We start from the raw sequence: 16,947 nt of genomic DNA, 5'->3' as shown, positions 1-16,947 counted from the left end.
TATTGTTATGACAATCTCTGCGGAGCTTTTTTTATGAAAAAAAATATGACGTTTCACAAGAGAAAAATATGGGTGGTATTACTCTGCTGTATTTTAATGATGACAGGCCTTATCGGAAGACTGGTATATCTTATGTGTTTCAGATCAGACTATTATTATAAGAAAGCAAAAGAACTTCACGAAAGAGAGAGAGAGATCAAAGCGGCCAGAGGGGAGATTCTGGATGCAAGGGGAAAAGTTCTGGCATCAAACAGGACGGTATGTACAATCTCTGTGATCCACAGTCAGATTAAAGAACCTGAAAAAGTAATCGCCCTGCTGTCTGAAAAACTGAAAATAGATGAGGCAGAAGTGAGAAAAAGAGTGGAGAAAATCTCTTCCATAGAAATAGTAAAGACAAATGTGGAAAAAAGTACAGGTGATGAGATAAGAGAGTGCAGTCTGGCAGGGGTGAAAGTTGATGAGGATTATAAGCGTTACTATCCATGTGGAAGTCTGGCTTCAAAAGTCATTGGATTTACGGGAGGTGATAATCAGGGAATTATCGGTCTGGAAGTGAAATATGAAGAAATCCTGAGGGGACAGCCGGGTAAAATCCTGACAACAACAGATGCCAGGGGTGTGGAAATTGATAAATTGGGTGAGACAAGGGAAAAACCGATAGAGGGGAAAAGCCTGATAATCAGCCTTGATGTAAATATTCAGGAATTTGCGCAGCAGTCAGCTTTGAAAGTAATGGAGGAAAAGCAGGCAGAACGTGTATCTATCCTGCTGATGAATCCACAGAACGGCGAAATATATGCATGTGTCAATGTGCCGGAATTTGACCTGAATGATCCTTTTACCCTGACAGATGATCTGAATATGCAGTTAAATGAATCCGGGATAACAATACCGTCGGAAGATCACAATGAACAAAGTGAACTGGCAGTGCAGACTGCATCAGGAAAAACAAATACAGAAAGAAAGCAGGAATTACTGAATCAGATGTGGAGAAATCCCTGCCTGAATGATACTTATGAACCGGGCTCCACATTTAAAATCATCACCATGGCAGCCGGACTGGAGGCTGGTGTTGTTTCACCGGGGGACCGTTTTTATTGTCCCGGATATAAAGTGGTGGAGGATCGCAGAATCCACTGTGCAAAAAGAACAGGACATGGATCCCAGAATTTTGTGGAAGGTGCACAGAATTCCTGTAACCCTGTGTTTATAGAGGTGGGGCTTCGCCTTGGGGTAGAACGTTATTATAAGTATTTCAGACAGTTTGGACTTCTGGATAAAACCGGGACAGATCTTCCGGGAGAGGCAGGAACTATTATGCATCAGAAGAAAAATATGGGAGAAGTGGAACTGGCAACGGTTTCTTTTGGACAGTCTTTTCAGATTACGCCTGTTCAGCTGGCTGCAACAGTAAGTTCACTTATAAACGGAGGCAGACGGGTGACACCGCATTTTGGAGTCGCAGTGTTAAATCCTGACAGAACAGAGGGTGAGAAACTGATTTTTCCGGTAAAGGAAGGAATTGTCTCTGAAGAGACTTCGAAGGAAATAAGAGAAATCCTGGAAACAGTAGTATCTCAGGGCTCCGGAAAAAATGCAAAAATTGAAGGATATGCCATCGGTGGGAAAACTGCCACTTCTCAGACACTGCCAAGAAGTGCAAATCGTTATATTTCCTCTTTTTTGGGATTTGCACCTGCAGAAGATCCGAAGATACTGGGACTGTGTATTATTCATGATCCGAAAGGAATCTATTATGGAGGGACAGTAGCTGCACCTGTGATACGTGGTATTTTTGAGAATATCCTGCCATATCTTGGAATTGAAAAAAGTGATGTTTCTGATTTTTCTACAGAAGGCAATTAGGGAAATTCCGCAGGCAGGGTTGATAAATAAGCAAAAAAGCCTTATACTAAAAGAAATCTGAAAGTAAAAAACTTTCAGGAAAAAACGAAAGAATGAACGAGGTGTAAGATGGAATTTCAAGTTGTAATCCCTGTGCTGATTTCTTTTGCAATCAGCGTTGTATTAGGACCGGTCATCATTCCTTTTCTCCGGAGACTGAAGATGGGCCAGACAGAAAGAACAGAGGGCGTACAGTCCCATTTAAAGAAAGCAGGAACACCTACAATGGGTGGAGTGATCTTTCTGATCGCCACAGCGATAACTGCATTATTTTATGTAGGGGATTATCCGAAGATCATTCCGGTACTGTTCCTGACTCTTGGATTTGGAATTATCGGATTTCTGGATGATTATCTGAAGGTTGTGCTGAAACGCTCAGACGGACTGCTGCCATGGCAGAAATTTTTACTTCAGGTAGTTCTGACTGCGATTTTTGTATTTTATATTGTTAAGTATACAGATATCTCACTGACTATGAGAATCCCATTCTGGAGCGGACATTTCCTGAATCTTGGATGGCTGGCAGTTCCGGTTCTTTTCTTTGCTGTGATCGGTACTGTGAATGGAGTTAATTTTACGGATGGTCTGGATGGTCTTGCTTCCAGTGTGACTCTGATCGTTGCAGTATTTTTTACAGTAGTTTCTATTGGAATGAAATCGGGGATCGAGCCGATCACAGGTGCAGTTGTGGGAGGTCTGATGGGATTTCTGTTGTTTAATGTATATCCGGCAAAAGTGTTTATGGGAGACACAGGTTCTCTGGCACTGGGTGGTTTTGTTGCAGGTACGGCTTATGTGATGCAGATGCCGTTATTTATCCTGATCGTGGGTCTGATCTATCTGATCGAAGTACTTTCCGTTATCATTCAGGTAACTTATTTCAAGGCAACACATGGAAAGCGTATTTTTAAGATGGCACCGATCCATCATCATTTTGAGTTATGCGGATGGTCTGAAACACGTGTAGTTGCGGTATTCTCAGTTATTACAGCGGTTATGTGTATGGTCGCACTGCTGGCACTGTAAGATTTTGTCTAAGCAGATTTCAGCGTTATGCTGATAAAAGGGAGGAAAATTATTATGGAATTACAGGGAAAAAAGGTACTTGTATTCGGTTCCGGAAAAAGCGGAATCGGAGCATCTGACCTTCTGGCAAAGGTAGGAGCATTTCCGGTTATCTATGACGGAAATGCCGAAACAGATAAAGACGCAGTTGTACATAAAACAGATGGGACATATCCGGTCACTGTATATGCAGGAGAACTTCCGAAAGAAGTACAGGACAGTCTTGATCTGGTAGTTTTAAGCCCCGGAGTGCCGACAGATCTTCCACTTGTAAAGAGTTTTTATGAGCAGGGGCTTCCGGTATGGGGAGAGGTAGAACTGGCATACAGAGTAGGTGACGGCGAAGTACTTGCCATCACAGGAACAAACGGAAAAACTACTACAACAGCACTTCTTGGAAAAATTATGCAGGATGCACGTGAGTCTGTTTTTGTAGTCGGCAATATCGGAACCCCATATACTTCCAAAGCACTGGAGATGAAGCAAAACTCTGTAACTGTTGCAGAAATCAGCAGTTTTCAGCTGGAAACGATTGATGAGTTTGCACCAAAGGTATCTGCAATCCTGAATATTACAGAGGACCATCTGAACCGTCATCATACAATGGAAGAGTATATACGTGTGAAAGAACTGATCACTGAGAATCAGGGCACAGAAGATGTATGCGTGCTGAATTATGAAGATGAGGTTCTGCGTGAGTTTGGAAAACATCTGACTCCACGAGTGGTATATTTCTCCAGCGGACGTAAACTGGATGAGGGAATTTATCTGGATGGAAACAAAATCATCCTGAAGGACGGAGAAAAAGAAATCGAAGTAGTTAAGACAGAAGATCTGAAGCTTCTTGGAAAACACAATTTTGAGAATGTTATGGCCGCAGTTGCAATGGCTTACTACGATGGAGTATCCTTGGACAGCATCCGTAAGAGCATCTGTGAATTTACAGCTGTTGCACACAGAATCGAATATGTGACAGAGAAAAAAGGCGTTGTATATTATAATGATTCCAAAGGAACTAACCCGGATGCGGCAATTAAAGGAATCCAGGCAATGAACCGTCCGACACTTCTGATTGGCGGCGGTTATGATAAACAGTCCGGTTATGATGAATGGATTGAGGCATTTGACGGAAAGGTACGTTATCTGGTGCTGATCGGTCAGACAAAGGAGAAAATCAAAGAAGCTGCTGAGAAACATGGTTTCCATGACATCATCCTCTGCGAAGATCTGAAAGAGGCAGTAAAGGTATGTGAGGAGAAAGCACAGCCTGGAGATGCTGTTTTGCTTTCTCCCGCATGTGCAAGCTGGGGACAGTTTGATAACTATGAACAGCGTGGAGATATGTTCAAGGAATATGTAAGAAATCTGTAGAATATCTATAAGTAAGAATTATAGCTGTCCGGCAGAGAAAGACGAAGCTGCAGTGACCGGCTATAGATAATTTTGCGGAGAAACAGATGGCGCGAAAAAGAGCGACAGATTTATCAAAAACAGATATGACGATGCTGGTACTGATAGTACTGCTTGTGATTTTTGGCCTGGCAGTATTATTCAGCTCCAGTGAATATAATGGCAGAGTACGTTTCGGCGACTCTGCCTGTTATTTTAAGAAACAGTTATTTGCCACAGCATTGGGTATGGGAGTAATGTATATGGTTTCTTCCATTGATTATCATTTTTTTCTGAGGCTGGGACCAGTGGCATATCTGATTTCAATGTTTTTGTCCGGCGCAGTACTTTTTGTAGGTCAGGAGATCAACGGCTCAAAAAGATGGCTGAATCTTGGACCTTTATCTTTTCAGCCTTCAGAGTTTGCGAAAGTTGCTGTAATCCTTTTTCTTGCATGGCAGATCGAGCGTACAAAAAAAGCAACCATGGGCCTTGGATTTATGTGCAGGACAATATTGACCCTGCTGCCGATCATTGGTCTTGTAGGTTCAAATAATCTGAGTACAGCGATCATTATTCTGGGTATCGGTGGAATCCTGATTTTTGTATCCAATCCGGGATATCTGGAATTTATCGGGCTTGGCAGCGCAGGTGCAGGTTTCATAGCTGTTTTTCTTGCTGCAGAGAGCTATCGTCTGGAACGTCTTGCAATCTGGAGAAATCCGGAGAAATATGAAAAAGGATTTCAGACGATCCAGGGACTGTATGCCATCGGCAGCGGCGGAATATTCGGCAGAGGATTTGGAAACAGTCTGCAGAAACTTGGATTTGTTCCGGAAGCGCAGAATGATATGATTTTTTCGATTATATGTGAGGAAATGGGAGCAGCCGGAGCTATCTTTCTGATTTTTCTGTTTGCAATGCTTCTGTGGCGGCTGGGTGTGGCTGCCATGCATGCAAAAGATCTGGCCGGAGCTCTTATCTGTTGCGGGATTATGGGGCATCTGGCTCTTCAGGTTATTTTGAATATTGCAGTGGTGACCAATACAATCCCCAATACAGGCATTACGCTGCCTTTTATCAGCTATGGAGGAACTTCGGCAGTGTTTCTTCTTGGGGAAATGGGACTTGCGATGAATGTTGGGAAATGTGACAGGATAAATTGAATTACAGGTTTCAGAATGACGTAACATATAATAGAAAAAGCCATAAACTGTAAAGTAAGAGACTCTTTGGGAGCAAAAGGTTGGATGAAATCCATGTGACAGGTAAAGCTTCTCTCAGCGGAGAGATTTTTATACAGGGATCTAAAAATGCAGCACTTCCAATGATAGCCGCATCTCTGATGCACAGAGGACTAAGCATTCTGAGGGGATGCCCCAGAATTTCAGATGTTTTCTGTATGGAAGAGATTTTGAAAAGTCTTGGTGCAGTGATCTGGTGGGACGATCATGATCTTTATCTGGATTGTTCCTGCGCAGACGGAACAGAAATTCCTGCAGTCTATACAGGCAGAATGCGTTCTTCAATCATTCTGGCAGGTGCGGTGCTTGCAAGAAACAGGAAATGCAGGATAGGGTATCCGGGCGGATGTACGATCGGGAAAAGACCAATAGATCTCCATCTTATGGCACTGAGAGCACTTGGCGCGGATGTCCGGGAAAATGCATCAGGCCTGGATGGAGAATGTGTCAGATTTGAAGGGCAGGATATTGTGTTTCCGAAATCGAGTGTGGGAGCTGCTCAACAGGCAATACTGGCAGCAGTTCTTGCAAAAGGTGTAACACATCTTTATAATTGTGCGAAAGAACCGGAGGTTTTCTGGCTCTGCAGATATCTGAAAACAATGGGAGCACTGATAGAAGGAGAAGAAACCGGTGAAATTACGATTAGAGGAGTGGATGAACTGAAAAGCGGAGACTACCGTATTCCTCCGGATCGTATTGTTGCAGGTACCTATCTGTGTGCGGCTGCGGCAGCAAGAAGTAAGATTATTCTTCATGATGTACCTGTGGAGGAGCTGCAGTCGTTTATGGAAGTATATCGGAAAATAGGTGGACAATATCAAGTAAATGGTGGTACACTAGAGGTCAATGGAAAGAATGCTGTCAGACCGGCTGTTTTAGTAGAAACAGAAATTTATCCGGGTTTTCCCACAGATCTGCAGGCTCCGTTGATGGCGGTGCTGACAGGTGCGCAGGGACAGAGTACCATACGGGAAAATATTTTTGACCGGAGATTTGGCAGTGCTTTTCAGATGAAAAAAATGGGCGCAGATATTTCCGTAAGCGGAAACCAGGCAATCATAAGAGGGGGAAAAACTCTTAAGGGAACACAGGTACAGGCAGGAGATCTCAGAGGTGGTGCAGCCCTGCTCATTGCCGCACTTATGGCAGAGGGAGAAACCTGTGTTACAGGAGCCGGGTTTATCAGCAGGGGCTATGAGCATATCTGTGAAGATTTACGGACTTTGGGCTGCAGAATATGGCAGCCGGGGACAGAGGATTTGAGGATTTATGAGAGAAAGTAATTATGGGAAAAGACCTCCTATGAGTAAAAGGACGAAGAAGATGCTGGCAGGTATGATAGGCGCCGGAGTTATGGTCGCTGTGATAGTATTTTTTTCCTATTATAAAGTAGATACTGTTGAGGTGAGGGGAACTTCCCATTATACAGACGAAGAAGTAAAGAATATGGTGCTTCGGGGACCGATGGCTTCCAATTCGGTCCTTGCACCACTGCTCTACAGCACTACAAATACAGAGGACATTGCATATGTAGATGCATTTAAAGTTACCCAGCTGAACCGAAATACCATTTGTATCAGCGTAAAAGAGAAAAAAACAGTCGGATGCATCCGATATCTTGACAGTTACATTTATTTTGACAGAAATGGCATTTTTGTGGAGGGTTCTCAGAACAGAGATGAGACGGTTCCGTATTTTGACGGAATTCAGGTGAACAGCATCGTGATGGATGAGAAACTGGATATTAAAGGAGATACTGTACTGAATACAGCTGTAGCATTGTCTACAATCTTTCAGAAAAATGATATGATCCCCGATCATATCCAGTTTGACAGCAGCTATTCTATCAGCCTCATCTATGGGGATATAACTGTTCAGCTTGGAAAAGATGCTGATCTGGAAGAGAAGATGAACCGAGTGATAGCGATTTTGCCCAAAATTCAGGGAAAAAAAGGTATTCTTCATATGGAGAGTGTGGCTACGGAGTCCAATACCTTTGAAGAAGAACTGGAACAGGAAGAAGTTACTGCTGAGAACTGGAATGGCGGTTATGATGAAGATGGCAATTATACCGGAGACGGTGAGTATGACGAGGATGGTAATTATGTAGGTGCAAAACCGAAGACTGCTCTTGAGGAAGCAATTGAGAACTGGAATGGCGGTTATGATGAGGAAGGGGATTATACCGGAGCAGGTGAGTATGACGAATCCGGTAATTATGTGGGACCGAAGCCTACACAGGAATCTCTGGATGCGGCATCTGATGAGTCGGGAGATGGTTCAGGAGATGAAAGTTCCGCAGATGACCAGAGTTCTGATATCTCAGAAGATGGAGAAAGTGATTCATCATATGACGACGGAAACTCAGATGATTCAGATGGATATGGTGATTATACAGAAGATAACAGTGATTATCAGGGGGATGATTCTGAGGGATATTGATAGTATATGGAAACTTTGAGATCAGAGAAGGCTCCGTACACTGATACAACATATTTACCGGAATTGCCGAAAAAGAGTGAAAAAAGTATAAAAAAACAAAATTAATGGTTGATTAATTCTCAAAAAAAATATATGATATATCTATATGTAACTTTGATATAAATCACTGAAAAGGATATCAGGTATAAATAAAGGAGGAAGTACGTTGTTAGAGATTATGTCAAACGAGGCTGAATCATCTGCCAAGATCATAGTGATCGGTGTAGGTGGAGCCGGAAATAATGCAGTAAACAGAATGGTGGAAGAGGCCATCGGCGGAGTAGAGTTTGTAGGTGTTAATACTGATAAGCAGGCTTTAACTCTGTGCAAAGCTCCAACTGTACTTCAGATTGGCGAGAAGATTACCAAAGGTCTTGGTGCAGGAGCCCAGCCTGAGGTTGGACAGAAAGCAGCAGAGGAGAGCATTGAAGAAGTAAAACAGTTAATGGAAGGTGCGGATATGGTATTCGTTACCTGTGGTATGGGAGGCGGAACCGGAACCGGAGCTGCACCTGTTATCGCAGCAGCAGCGAAAGAAATGGGTATCCTTACAGTTGGCGTTGTTACAAAACCTTTCCGTTTTGAAGCAAGAACTCGTATGAATAATGCACTTGCAGGCATTGAGAATCTGAAGAAAGCAGTGGATACATTAATCGTTATCCCGAATGATAAATTACTGGAAGTTGTAGATCGCAGAACAACCATGCCGGAAGCTCTGAAGAAGGCTGATGAAGTTCTGCAGCAGGCAGTACAGGGCATTACAGACCTGATCAATCTGCCGGCTCTGATTAACCTTGACTTTGCAGACGTTCAGACTGTAATGACAGACAAGGGAATTGCCCATATCGGTATCGGTGAAGCAAGAGGAGACGACAAAGCTATGGAAGCTGTACAGCAGGCCGTATCTTCTCCACTTCTTGAGACAACCATCAAAGGTGCTACACATGTTATCATTAATATTTCCGGAGATATTTCTCTTATGGATGCCAATGATGCTGCAAGCTATGTACAGGAGCTTACAGGTGAGGAAGCAAACATCATCTTTGGTGCCATGTATGATGATACAGTTGCTGACTACTGCAGAATCACAGTGATTGCAACAGGTCTGAATGATGATAACCTTCAGCAGACCCCTTTCGGAAAAAGAAGCACAGCTTCTTCCTTTGGTGCAAGAAGACCTTCTTCCACAGCAACGACAGGTACAGCAACAGCCGGAACTGCAGCAGGAAGCGGTATGAACATGCCTAGCTTCAGCCTTCCAACTATGAATGCCACACCATTTGGAGCATCTAAGACTCCGTCAAGCACTGTTCAGAAGAAGGATATCCAGATTCCGGATTTCTTAAGAAACAGATAGGATTATCTGTTTTGCAGTGAAATAATTTACAGACAGACAAAAGAGACATATTCCATATAGATGGACATGTCTCTTTTTTTGACCGGATCAGGGAAGTTCATTATCCCTGATATACGGGTGAAAATCCTGTTGCCATGATGTTGATATTATGCGCCACAATGGCACTGGAAGGTGTCACATCTTGTATCGGAAGATGCATGTGCATTAGAGCCGTCTACCTGAATGGAGGATGCTGTACATTTGCAGTTATCATTATAGGTACAGTTATGGGCTTTGCAGTCGATCTGGATTTTGTCGCAGCCACAGTCATCTGTATAACTGTCTTTCATGGAACTGCCGGTTCTCTCTCGGAAACTGCCGCAGCTTGTCTCATTTGCAGAAGTAGCATTTTCGCCTGTCACGTCAATATCACCCTTTGAACAGAGCTGTTCTTTGTTGTAAACACAGGTCATTGCTGAACATTTAAGAATTGTCATAGAGTTACCCTCCTGAAAAAATCTGAGATAACTATTCAATACTGCTGTAGTGCAAGAGTACTGAACAGTTACATTGAATAAGCTTCGGAGATAGGATGTGCAGTTTGAGAGAAAATATACATGAGATTGTTACTGTTCACTCCGTTCACAGTAACGTAGCCAAAATTCATTCCAGATTGCCTGCGGCAATGGAATTTTGGCCTGTATGTCTCGGGATTTTGGCATATTCATGCCAAAACACCTCGCGGAATAGTGGTGTGTGAACAGTAACATGAGATCTAAAAAAATAAAGAAAATGTAAAAAGTACTTGACATAGCAGACTGAACATGGTATCTTATACAAGTACGTAAGAAAACAAAGCAGAGTTCCACTCTCACCTCAGCGCATTTAGTTTAGCGGCTTGGGTTTATATTGCACAGAGAAGGCTGATATTTAAGGTTGGCAGGAATAAGGAGATTGTTCCGCAGATTAAGAAGAAAAGATATCAGCAGTGTGATAGCGGAGTGTGGATTTTGTCCACGCTTTTTTTATGTAAATGAGGGCGACGAGAAGTCATTAGAATCTATCTAACAGGTATGGAGGTGCACTACAATTAGCAATTTAATGATTAACGAACAGATCAGAGACAAAGAGGTACGCTTAATCGGTTCGGACGGAGAACAGCTTGGAATCATGTCCGCGAAAGAAGCAATGTTCAAAGCTCAGGAGGCAGGGCTTGACCTGGTAAAAATTGCCCCGCAGGCGAAACCGCCGGTATGTAAGATCATCGATTATGGTAAATACCGTTATGAGCTTGCAAGAAAAGAAAAAGAAGCCAAGAAGAAGCAGAAGACCATCGATGTCAAAGAAGTGCGACTTTCTCCAAACATTGATACCAATGACCTGAATACGAAAGTCAACGCCGCCAGAAAGTTCCTCTCCAAGGGTGACAGAGTAAAGGTAACATTACGTTTCCGCGGAAGAGAAATGGCACATATGGCAAGCAGCAGACATGTGCTTGATGATTTTGCAAAGCAGCTTGCAGATGTGGCAACAGTGGAGAAGGCACCGAAGGTTGAAGGCAGAAGCATGACCATGTTTTTAACGGAAAAACGTTAAATATAATAGAGATACAGTTTAAGGAGGAATTAACAATGCCAAAAATTAAAACTTGCAGAGCAGCAGCAAAGCGTTTCAAAAAAACAGGTACAGGAAAATTAGTAAGAAATAAAGCTTATAAGAGCCATATCTTAACAAAGAAATCTCAGAAAAGAAAAAGAAATCTGAGAAAATCTACTGTTGTTGATGCTACTAATGTTAAGAGCATGAAGAAAGCATTACCATATTTATAAGAAGCATTTATTCATTGAAGATAGACAAACAGGAGGAAATTTAAGAAATGGCAAGAATTAAAGGCGGATTAAACGCAAAGAAAAAACATAATCGTACATTAAAACTGGCAAAAGGCTACAGAGGAGCCCGTTCCAAACAGTATAGAGTTGCTAAACAGTCTGTAATGAGAGCACTTGCTAGCTCCTATGCAGGAAGAAAGCAGAAAAAACGTCAGTTCAGACAGCTCTGGATCGCTCGTATCAACGCAGCAGCAAGAATGAACGGATTATCCTACAGCAAACTGATGCACGGACTGAAAGTTGCAAACATCGACATCAACAGAAAGATGCTTGCTGAACTTGCAGTAAACGATGCAGAAGGATTTACAGCACTTGCTGAGATTGCTAAAAAAGCAATTGCATAATTGTCGGTTTTAGAGAGACATAAGATTTGATAAATTAAATCAGAATTTTGAGGTACACATAGAAATTGTTACGGTTTCTGTGTGTACCTTTTTTAATGCATTTTTCGATGAATGGGATAAAATTGCGTGCGCGGTACGGTCAAGTGTCCATGAAAGACGGAAAAATCTTAAATTTCCATAAAGTTTTTCTTGCATGGTCAAATATATGGTGATATAATTCAAAACAGCAACATATTAAAGTGTCAGTGGAAGCCAAAGCCGGCTGGGAACCCAGTTGGCTTTTTGTTACTTTTCAGTTCCTCTACATAATAAATGAACTTGCGGAATTTATAACATCAAAAATGATGTACCAGGTGGAATGAATGGTAACGGAAGCTAATCTTATGAGCCGTAAGAGGGACGAAAGGACTGACAAAATATAAGGAGGATTTTATTATGAAAAACCTGAAAAAAATCATCAGTGTTACTGCGGCAGCAGCAATGGTAATGTCAACAGTTGCACCTGTATCTGTATTTGCAGACGATGCTACATTTAAGATCGGTGGAATCGGACCTGTAACCGGAGCAGCAGCAATCTATGGACAGGCTGTAAAGAACGCAACAGAGCTTGCAATCAATGAAGTAAACGAAGACGGCGGAATCAACGGATATCAGGTAGAGTTCAAATTTGAAGATGATGAAAACGATGCTGAGAAAACCCTGAACGCTTACAACGCATTAAAAGACTGGGGAATGAACGTCCTGGTTGGTACAGTTACTTCCACACCTTGTGTAGCTGTAGCAAATGAAACAGCAGCAGACAATATGTTCCAGCTTACTCCATCCGGATCTGCAACAGAGTGTGTTGCTAATCCGAACGTATTCCGTGTATGCTTCTCTGACCCGAACCAGGGTACTGCAGCAGCTCAGTACATTGGAGAGCATAAACTTGCTACAAAAGTAGCTATTATCTACGATAGCTCTGATGTATATTCATCAGGTATCACACAGAACTTCACAGCAGAAGCAGCTAATCAGGGTATTGAAATCGTATCTTCCGAAGCATTTACTGCTGATAACAATAAAGACTTCTCCGTACAGCTTCAGAAAGCAAAAGACGGTGGTGCTGAATTAGTATTCCTTCCGATTTATTATACAGAAGCTTCCCTGATCCTTGCACAGGCAGACAGCATGGGATTTGAAACTAAATTCTTCGGATGCGACGGTATGGACGGTATCCTTGGTGTAGAAAACTTTGATACATCTCTTGCAGAGGGGCTGATGCTTCTTACACCATTTGCAGCAGATTCTACAGATGAGAAAACCCAGAACTTTGTAAAAGCATACAAAGATGCTTACAAAGACACACCAAACCAGTTCGCAGCAGATGCTTATGATGCAGTATACGCAGTCAAAGCAGCAGCAGAAAAAGAAGATGTAAAAGCAGACATGGATGTTGCAGATATCTGTGCAGCACTTGAAAAAGGCATGACCGAGATCACACTTGAAGGTGTTACAGGTGACGAGATCACATGGACAGAAGACGGTGAGCCGAACAAAGCTCCGAAAGCTGTAGAAATCAAAGATGGTGCTTACGCAGCAATGGAATAATGAAATTGAAATAACTGAAAAGATTTCATAAGAAATAAAATGCGATTGTTCCTGGAGTGGACAATGGTTGCATGCCAACGGGGCTGTCTGAATTATGCAGACAGCCCTGTTGCCTAATACGTTATTACATTAATGCGTTAATGACAGATTTACTTTTGGCAAAATAAACAAGACAGATTTCGCTAAAGGCAAATCTGCCAGTTTTACACACAATAAAATTATTTAAATATAAGAAAGGAAAGACTTCTATGAGTAGTTTTATATCATATCTTATCAGTGGTATCAGCCTCGGAAGTGTATATGCGATCATCGCCCTTGGTTATACCATGGTATACGGAATCGCTAAAATGCTGAACTTCGCTCATGGAGATGTTATCATGGTCGGCTCTTATGTAGTTTATGTCGCAGTCAGCGGCATGGGATTAAATCCGATTTTAGCCATCCTGCTGTCCATTATCATCTGTACACTCATGGGCGTTGTAATCGAAGGCGTTGCGTATCGACCACTGCGTAATGCAGCTTCACCTCTGGCTGTTCTGATTACAGCAATTGGTGTCAGCTACCTGCTTCAGAACGTGGCTCTTCTGATCTGGGGAGCAGATACCAAATCATTCAGTAACGTGATCAGTCTTCCATCCCTGAAACTTGCAGGTGGTTCTATCGTGATCACTGGTGTAACCATCGTAACCATTATCGGTGGTATCCTAATCATGGCAGGTCTGATGCTCTTTATCAGCAAGACAAAAACAGGACAGGCAATGCTTGCCGTATCTGAGGATAAAGGCGCTGCCCAGTTAATGGGTATTAACGTAAACAAAACAATCTCCATTACTTTTGCAATCGGTTCCGGACTTGCAGCAATCGCAGGTGTGCTTCTCTGCTCTGCATACCCGTCTTTGACACCATATACAGGTGCTATGCCTGGTATCAAAGCATTCGTTGCAGCTGTATTTGGCGGTATCGGATCTATCCCGGGAGCCTTTATCGGAGGTGTTGTTCTGGGTATCCTGGAAATTTTTGGTAAAGCTTATATCTCTTCACAGATGGCTGATGCCATTGTATTCGGTGTTCTGATCGTAGTTTTGGTTGTGAAACCTACCGGTATTCTTGGTAAGAACATTCAGGAGAAAGTGTGAGGTGGCAGACATGGAAAAGAAGAAATTAAACAAAACAACAAAAAGCAATCTCATTACATACGGAATGGTTCTTGCAGCATATCTGATCGTACAGGGAATGATCGCAGGGAATCTGCTTTCCAACCTGATGCAGGGTCTTCTGGTGCCTCTTTGTGTATATATTATCCTGGCTCTTTCCCTGAACCTGACGGTTGGTATTCTGGGTGAGTTAAGTCTTGGACATGCCGGATTTATGTGTATCGGTGCTTTCACCAGTGCAGCATTTACAAAGGCAACTATGGATACATTTACAAATGCAGGACTTCGTTTCTTCGTTGCTCTGATCATCGGAGCTGTATGTGCAGGTATCTTTGGATTCCTGATCGGTATTCCTGTACTTCGTCTGAAAGGTGACTACCTTGCTATCGTAACACTGGCATTTGGTGAGATCATTAAGAATATCATCAATGTGCTTTATGTAGGAATTGACAGCAACGGAATCCATTTTTCCATGAAAGACCAGATGTCTCTTGGAATGGAGCCTGGTGGAAAAATGATCATCAGTGGTGCCATGGGTATCACAGGTACACCGAGACAGTCAACCTTTACTATAGGTGTGATTCTGATCCTGGTTACTTTATTCGTAGTTCTGAACCTGATCAATTCCAGAGACGGACGTGCGATCATGGCAATCCGTGATAACCGTATTGCAGCGGAATCAATTGGTATTGATATCACAAAGTATAAACTGAAAGCATTTGCAATCTCAGCAGCATTAGCCGGTATCGGCGGTGTGCTTTATGCTCATAATCTTGCAACTTTAACAGCACTTCCGAAGAACTTTGGTTATAACATGTCTATCATGTTCCTGGTATTCGTAGTTCTCGGTGGAATTGGAAATATGCGTGGTTCTATTATTGCGGCAGTGATTCTGAACCTTCTTCCTGAGCTTCTGCGTGGACTCAGTGATTACCGTATGCTGTTCTATGCAATCGTGCTGATCGTAATGATGCTGATCAACTGGGCACCTAAGGCAATCGAGATGAGAGAGCGTCTTTTCAGTAAATTTAAGAAAAAGGAGGCATAAGCTATGGCATTGCTAGAAGTAAATCATTTAAATATTTCATTCGGCGGTCTTCATGCAGTGGATGATTTCCATGTCTCCATCGAGAAAGGACAGCTTTATGGTCTGATTGGTCCGAATGGTGCCGGTAAGACTACAATCTTTAACCTTCTTACAGGTGTGTATAAGCCGGACGAGGGAATCATCAATCTGGACGGACAGGATATCACCGGAAAGAGTACCATTGATATCAACAAGGCGGGAATCGCCAGAACATTCCAGAATATCCGTCTGTTCCATCAGATGAGTGTGCTGGACAATGTAAAGGCAGGACTTCACAATCATGATAAATACAGCCTTTTTACAAGTATTGTACATACTCCGAAATACTTTAAGGTTGAGAAAACCATGAATGAGGAAGCAATGAAGCTTCTTAAAGTGTTTGATCTGGACAAAGAGGCAGATATCCTTGCATCCAACCTTCCTTATGGTAAACAGAGAAAGCTGGAGATTGCCAGAGCACTGGCAACAAAGCCGAAGCTTCTTCTTCTGGATGAGCCGGCTGCAGGTATGAACCCCAATGAAACTGAGGAACTGATGGATACCATCCGTTTTGTTCGTGATAACTTTGATATGACCATTCTTCTGATCGAGCATGATATGAAGCTGGTTTCAGGTATCTGTGAGGAGCTGACTGTACTGAACTTCGGTCATGTTCTGAGACAGGGCAAGACTTCAGATGTGCTCCATGATCCGGAAGTTATCAAGGCATATCTTGGAGAATAGGAGGAGAGACAGATGGCATTACTGGAAGTACAGGACATACAGGTTTATTATGGAATGATTCAGGCATTGAAGGGTGTTTCTTTCTCTGTAAATGAAGGTGAAGTTATTGCTCTGATCGGTGCCAATGGTGCCGGTAAGACTACTACTCTGCATACAGTGACAGGGCTTCTTCGTGCAAAATCAGGACATATTATTTATGACGGACAGGATATCACAAAGGTTCCGCCTCACAAGATTGTAACAATGGGTATGGCACATGTTCCGGAAGGAAGACGTGTGTTTGCAAATATGACTGTTCTTCAGAATCTGAAGATGGGTGCTTTTACAAGATCTGATAAAAATGAGATTGATGCGACCATTGAGAAAGTATATAAACGTTTTCCGCGTCTGAAGGAACGTCAGAATCAGACTGCAGGTACCTTAAGTGGTGGTGAGCAGCAGATGCTCGCCATGGGACGTGCGCTGATGAGCCAGCCGAAGATTATTCTGATGGACGAGCCGTCCATGGGCCTTTCACCGATCTTTGTAAATGAGATCTTTGATATCATTAAAGAGGTAAGTGAGAGTGGAACAACGGTTCTTCTGGTTGAGCAGAATGCGAAGAAGGCTCTTTCTATTGCTGACAGAGCTTATGTCCTTGAGACCGGAAGGATTACACTGGAAGGTAAGGCAAGTGATCTTCTTCATGATGAATCTGTTCAGAAAGCTTATCTTGGAGAGTAAACAGGAGGGAT

General features: G+C 42.6%; 16 protein-coding genes. 15 read left to right on the top strand and 1 reads right to left on the bottom strand.

All coding sequences use genetic code 11. The features are described 5' to 3' along the window. Positions 1-33 precede the first annotated feature (33 nt). The 7 genes from LI074_RS00240 to ftsZ all read left to right on the top strand — a co-directional run bounded on the left by LI074_RS00240 (position 34) and on the right by ftsZ (position 9,447). Positions 34-1,869, top strand: a complete 1,836-nt coding sequence (locus LI074_RS00240; protein ID WP_173697572.1) for a peptidoglycan D,D-transpeptidase FtsI family protein — start codon at positions 34-36, stop codon at positions 1,867-1,869. Positions 1,870-1,977: 108 nt separating this feature from the next. After that, entirely contained in the window at positions 1,978-2,934 is a 957-nt protein-coding gene (mraY, locus tag LI074_RS00235; RefSeq protein WP_025578129.1) for a phospho-N-acetylmuramoyl-pentapeptide-transferase, read from the top strand. Between the two features lie 54 nt (positions 2,935-2,988). Further along, positions 2,989-4,344, top strand: coding sequence for a UDP-N-acetylmuramoyl-L-alanine--D-glutamate ligase (murD, locus tag LI074_RS00230; RefSeq protein WP_118616765.1), 1,356 nt, complete (start codon positions 2,989-2,991; stop codon positions 4,342-4,344). Between the two features lie 86 nt (positions 4,345-4,430). Beyond that, positions 4,431-5,528 (top strand): FtsW/RodA/SpoVE family cell cycle protein, encoded by a 1,098-nt coding sequence (locus LI074_RS00225; protein ID WP_173697571.1) that lies wholly within the window; start codon positions 4,431-4,433, stop codon positions 5,526-5,528. An 80-nt stretch (positions 5,529-5,608) separates the two neighbouring features. Further along, positions 5,609-6,892, top strand: a complete 1,284-nt coding sequence (murA, locus tag LI074_RS00220) for a UDP-N-acetylglucosamine 1-carboxyvinyltransferase (protein WP_173697570.1) — start codon at positions 5,609-5,611, stop codon at positions 6,890-6,892. Between the two features lie 19 nt (positions 6,893-6,911). Continuing rightward, a complete protein-coding gene (locus LI074_RS00215; RefSeq protein WP_243280889.1) occupies positions 6,912-8,051 on the top strand; it encodes a cell division protein FtsQ/DivIB in 1,140 nt (379 codons plus the stop codon). 217 nt (positions 8,052-8,268) lie between these two features. Beyond that, complete coding sequence (gene ftsZ / locus LI074_RS00210) at positions 8,269-9,447, top strand: cell division protein FtsZ (RefSeq protein WP_008706522.1); 1,179 nt, start codon at positions 8,269-8,271, stop codon at positions 9,445-9,447. Between the two features lie 146 nt (positions 9,448-9,593). Here the strand turns inward: ftsZ and LI074_RS00205 are convergent, their stop codons facing one another. Then, positions 9,594-9,923 (bottom strand): DUF1540 domain-containing protein, encoded by a 330-nt coding sequence (locus LI074_RS00205; protein WP_008706523.1) that lies wholly within the window; start codon positions 9,921-9,923, stop codon positions 9,594-9,596. A gap of 604 nt (positions 9,924-10,527) precedes the next feature. Here LI074_RS00205 and infC point away from each other — a divergent pair. The 8 genes from infC (at position 10,528) to LI074_RS00165 (ending at position 16,936) form a co-directional block, all read left to right on the top strand. Continuing rightward, a complete protein-coding gene (gene infC / locus LI074_RS00200) occupies positions 10,528-11,022 on the top strand; it encodes a translation initiation factor IF-3 (protein ID WP_008706524.1) in 495 nt (164 codons plus the stop codon). 35 nt (positions 11,023-11,057) lie between these two features. Continuing rightward, a complete protein-coding gene (gene rpmI / locus LI074_RS00195) occupies positions 11,058-11,255 on the top strand; it encodes a 50S ribosomal protein L35 (protein WP_008706525.1) in 198 nt (65 codons plus the stop codon). A 47-nt stretch (positions 11,256-11,302) separates the two neighbouring features. Continuing rightward, positions 11,303-11,659 carry a 50S ribosomal protein L20 gene (gene rplT / locus LI074_RS00190; RefSeq protein ID WP_022380175.1) on the top strand — a complete coding sequence of 119 codons (357 nt, stop codon included), beginning with the start codon at positions 11,303-11,305 and terminating at the stop codon, positions 11,657-11,659. Positions 11,660-12,094: 435 nt separating this feature from the next. Beyond that, a complete protein-coding gene (locus tag LI074_RS00185) occupies positions 12,095-13,249 on the top strand; it encodes an ABC transporter substrate-binding protein (protein WP_025578071.1) in 1,155 nt (384 codons plus the stop codon). Between the two features lie 248 nt (positions 13,250-13,497). Beyond that, complete coding sequence (locus LI074_RS00180) at positions 13,498-14,385, top strand: branched-chain amino acid ABC transporter permease (protein ID WP_008706530.1); 888 nt, start codon at positions 13,498-13,500, stop codon at positions 14,383-14,385. A gap of 10 nt (positions 14,386-14,395) precedes the next feature. Further along, positions 14,396-15,451, top strand: a complete 1,056-nt coding sequence (locus tag LI074_RS00175; RefSeq protein WP_020993609.1) for a branched-chain amino acid ABC transporter permease — start codon at positions 14,396-14,398, stop codon at positions 15,449-15,451. Between the two features lie 3 nt (positions 15,452-15,454). Further along, positions 15,455-16,213: an ABC transporter ATP-binding protein gene (locus tag LI074_RS00170; RefSeq protein ID WP_025578122.1), complete on the top strand. Its 759-nt coding sequence runs from the start codon at positions 15,455-15,457 to the stop codon at positions 16,211-16,213. Positions 16,214-16,225: 12 nt separating this feature from the next. Next, the gene (locus LI074_RS00165; RefSeq protein WP_020993607.1) at positions 16,226-16,936 is read left to right on the top strand and encodes an ABC transporter ATP-binding protein; all 711 of its coding nucleotides are present in this window, start codon (positions 16,226-16,228) and stop codon (positions 16,934-16,936) included. The last annotated feature ends 11 nt before the right edge of the window (positions 16,937-16,947 follow it).

This window comes from Blautia sp. MSK18_10 (genome assembly GCF_020553185.1).
In the GTDB taxonomy this organism is placed as follows: domain Bacteria; phylum Bacillota; class Clostridia; order Lachnospirales; family Lachnospiraceae; genus Blautia_A; species Blautia_A wexlerae.
Note: the sequence above shows the minus strand (reverse complement) of the source record. Positions and strands in the feature narration are given on the sequence as shown.

Excerpts from the sequence above, each read along its gene's own strand:
- LI074_RS00215 (WP_243280889.1), top strand. The coding sequence starts at position 6,912 with ATGAGTAAAAGGACGAAGAAGATGCTGGCAGGTATGATAGGCGCCGGA.
- murD (WP_118616765.1), top strand. The coding sequence starts at position 2,989 with ATGGAATTACAGGGAAAAAAGGTACTTGTATTCGGTTCCGGAAAAAGC.
- LI074_RS00170 (WP_025578122.1), top strand. The coding sequence starts at position 15,455 with ATGGCATTGCTAGAAGTAAATCATTTAAATATTTCATTCGGCGGTCTT.
- LI074_RS00185 (WP_025578071.1), top strand. The coding sequence starts at position 12,095 with ATGAAAAACCTGAAAAAAATCATCAGTGTTACTGCGGCAGCAGCAATG.
- ftsZ (WP_008706522.1), top strand. The coding sequence starts at position 8,269 with ATGTCAAACGAGGCTGAATCATCTGCCAAGATCATAGTGATCGGTGTA.
- LI074_RS00225 (WP_173697571.1), top strand. The coding sequence starts at position 4,431 with ATGGCGCGAAAAAGAGCGACAGATTTATCAAAAACAGATATGACGATG.
- LI074_RS00175 (WP_020993609.1), top strand. The coding sequence starts at position 14,396 with ATGGAAAAGAAGAAATTAAACAAAACAACAAAAAGCAATCTCATTACA.
- rpmI (WP_008706525.1), top strand. The coding sequence starts at position 11,058 with ATGCCAAAAATTAAAACTTGCAGAGCAGCAGCAAAGCGTTTCAAAAAA.
- rplT (WP_022380175.1), top strand. The coding sequence starts at position 11,303 with ATGGCAAGAATTAAAGGCGGATTAAACGCAAAGAAAAAACATAATCGT.
- LI074_RS00180 (WP_008706530.1), top strand. The coding sequence starts at position 13,498 with ATGAGTAGTTTTATATCATATCTTATCAGTGGTATCAGCCTCGGAAGT.
- infC (WP_008706524.1), top strand. The coding sequence starts at position 10,528 with ATGATTAACGAACAGATCAGAGACAAAGAGGTACGCTTAATCGGTTCG.
- mraY (WP_025578129.1), top strand. The coding sequence starts at position 1,978 with ATGGAATTTCAAGTTGTAATCCCTGTGCTGATTTCTTTTGCAATCAGC.
- LI074_RS00205 (WP_008706523.1), bottom strand. The coding sequence starts at position 9,923 with ATGACAATTCTTAAATGTTCAGCAATGACCTGTGTTTACAACAAAGAA.
- LI074_RS00240 (WP_173697572.1), top strand. The coding sequence starts at position 34 with ATGAAAAAAAATATGACGTTTCACAAGAGAAAAATATGGGTGGTATTA.
- LI074_RS00165 (WP_020993607.1), top strand. The coding sequence starts at position 16,226 with ATGGCATTACTGGAAGTACAGGACATACAGGTTTATTATGGAATGATT.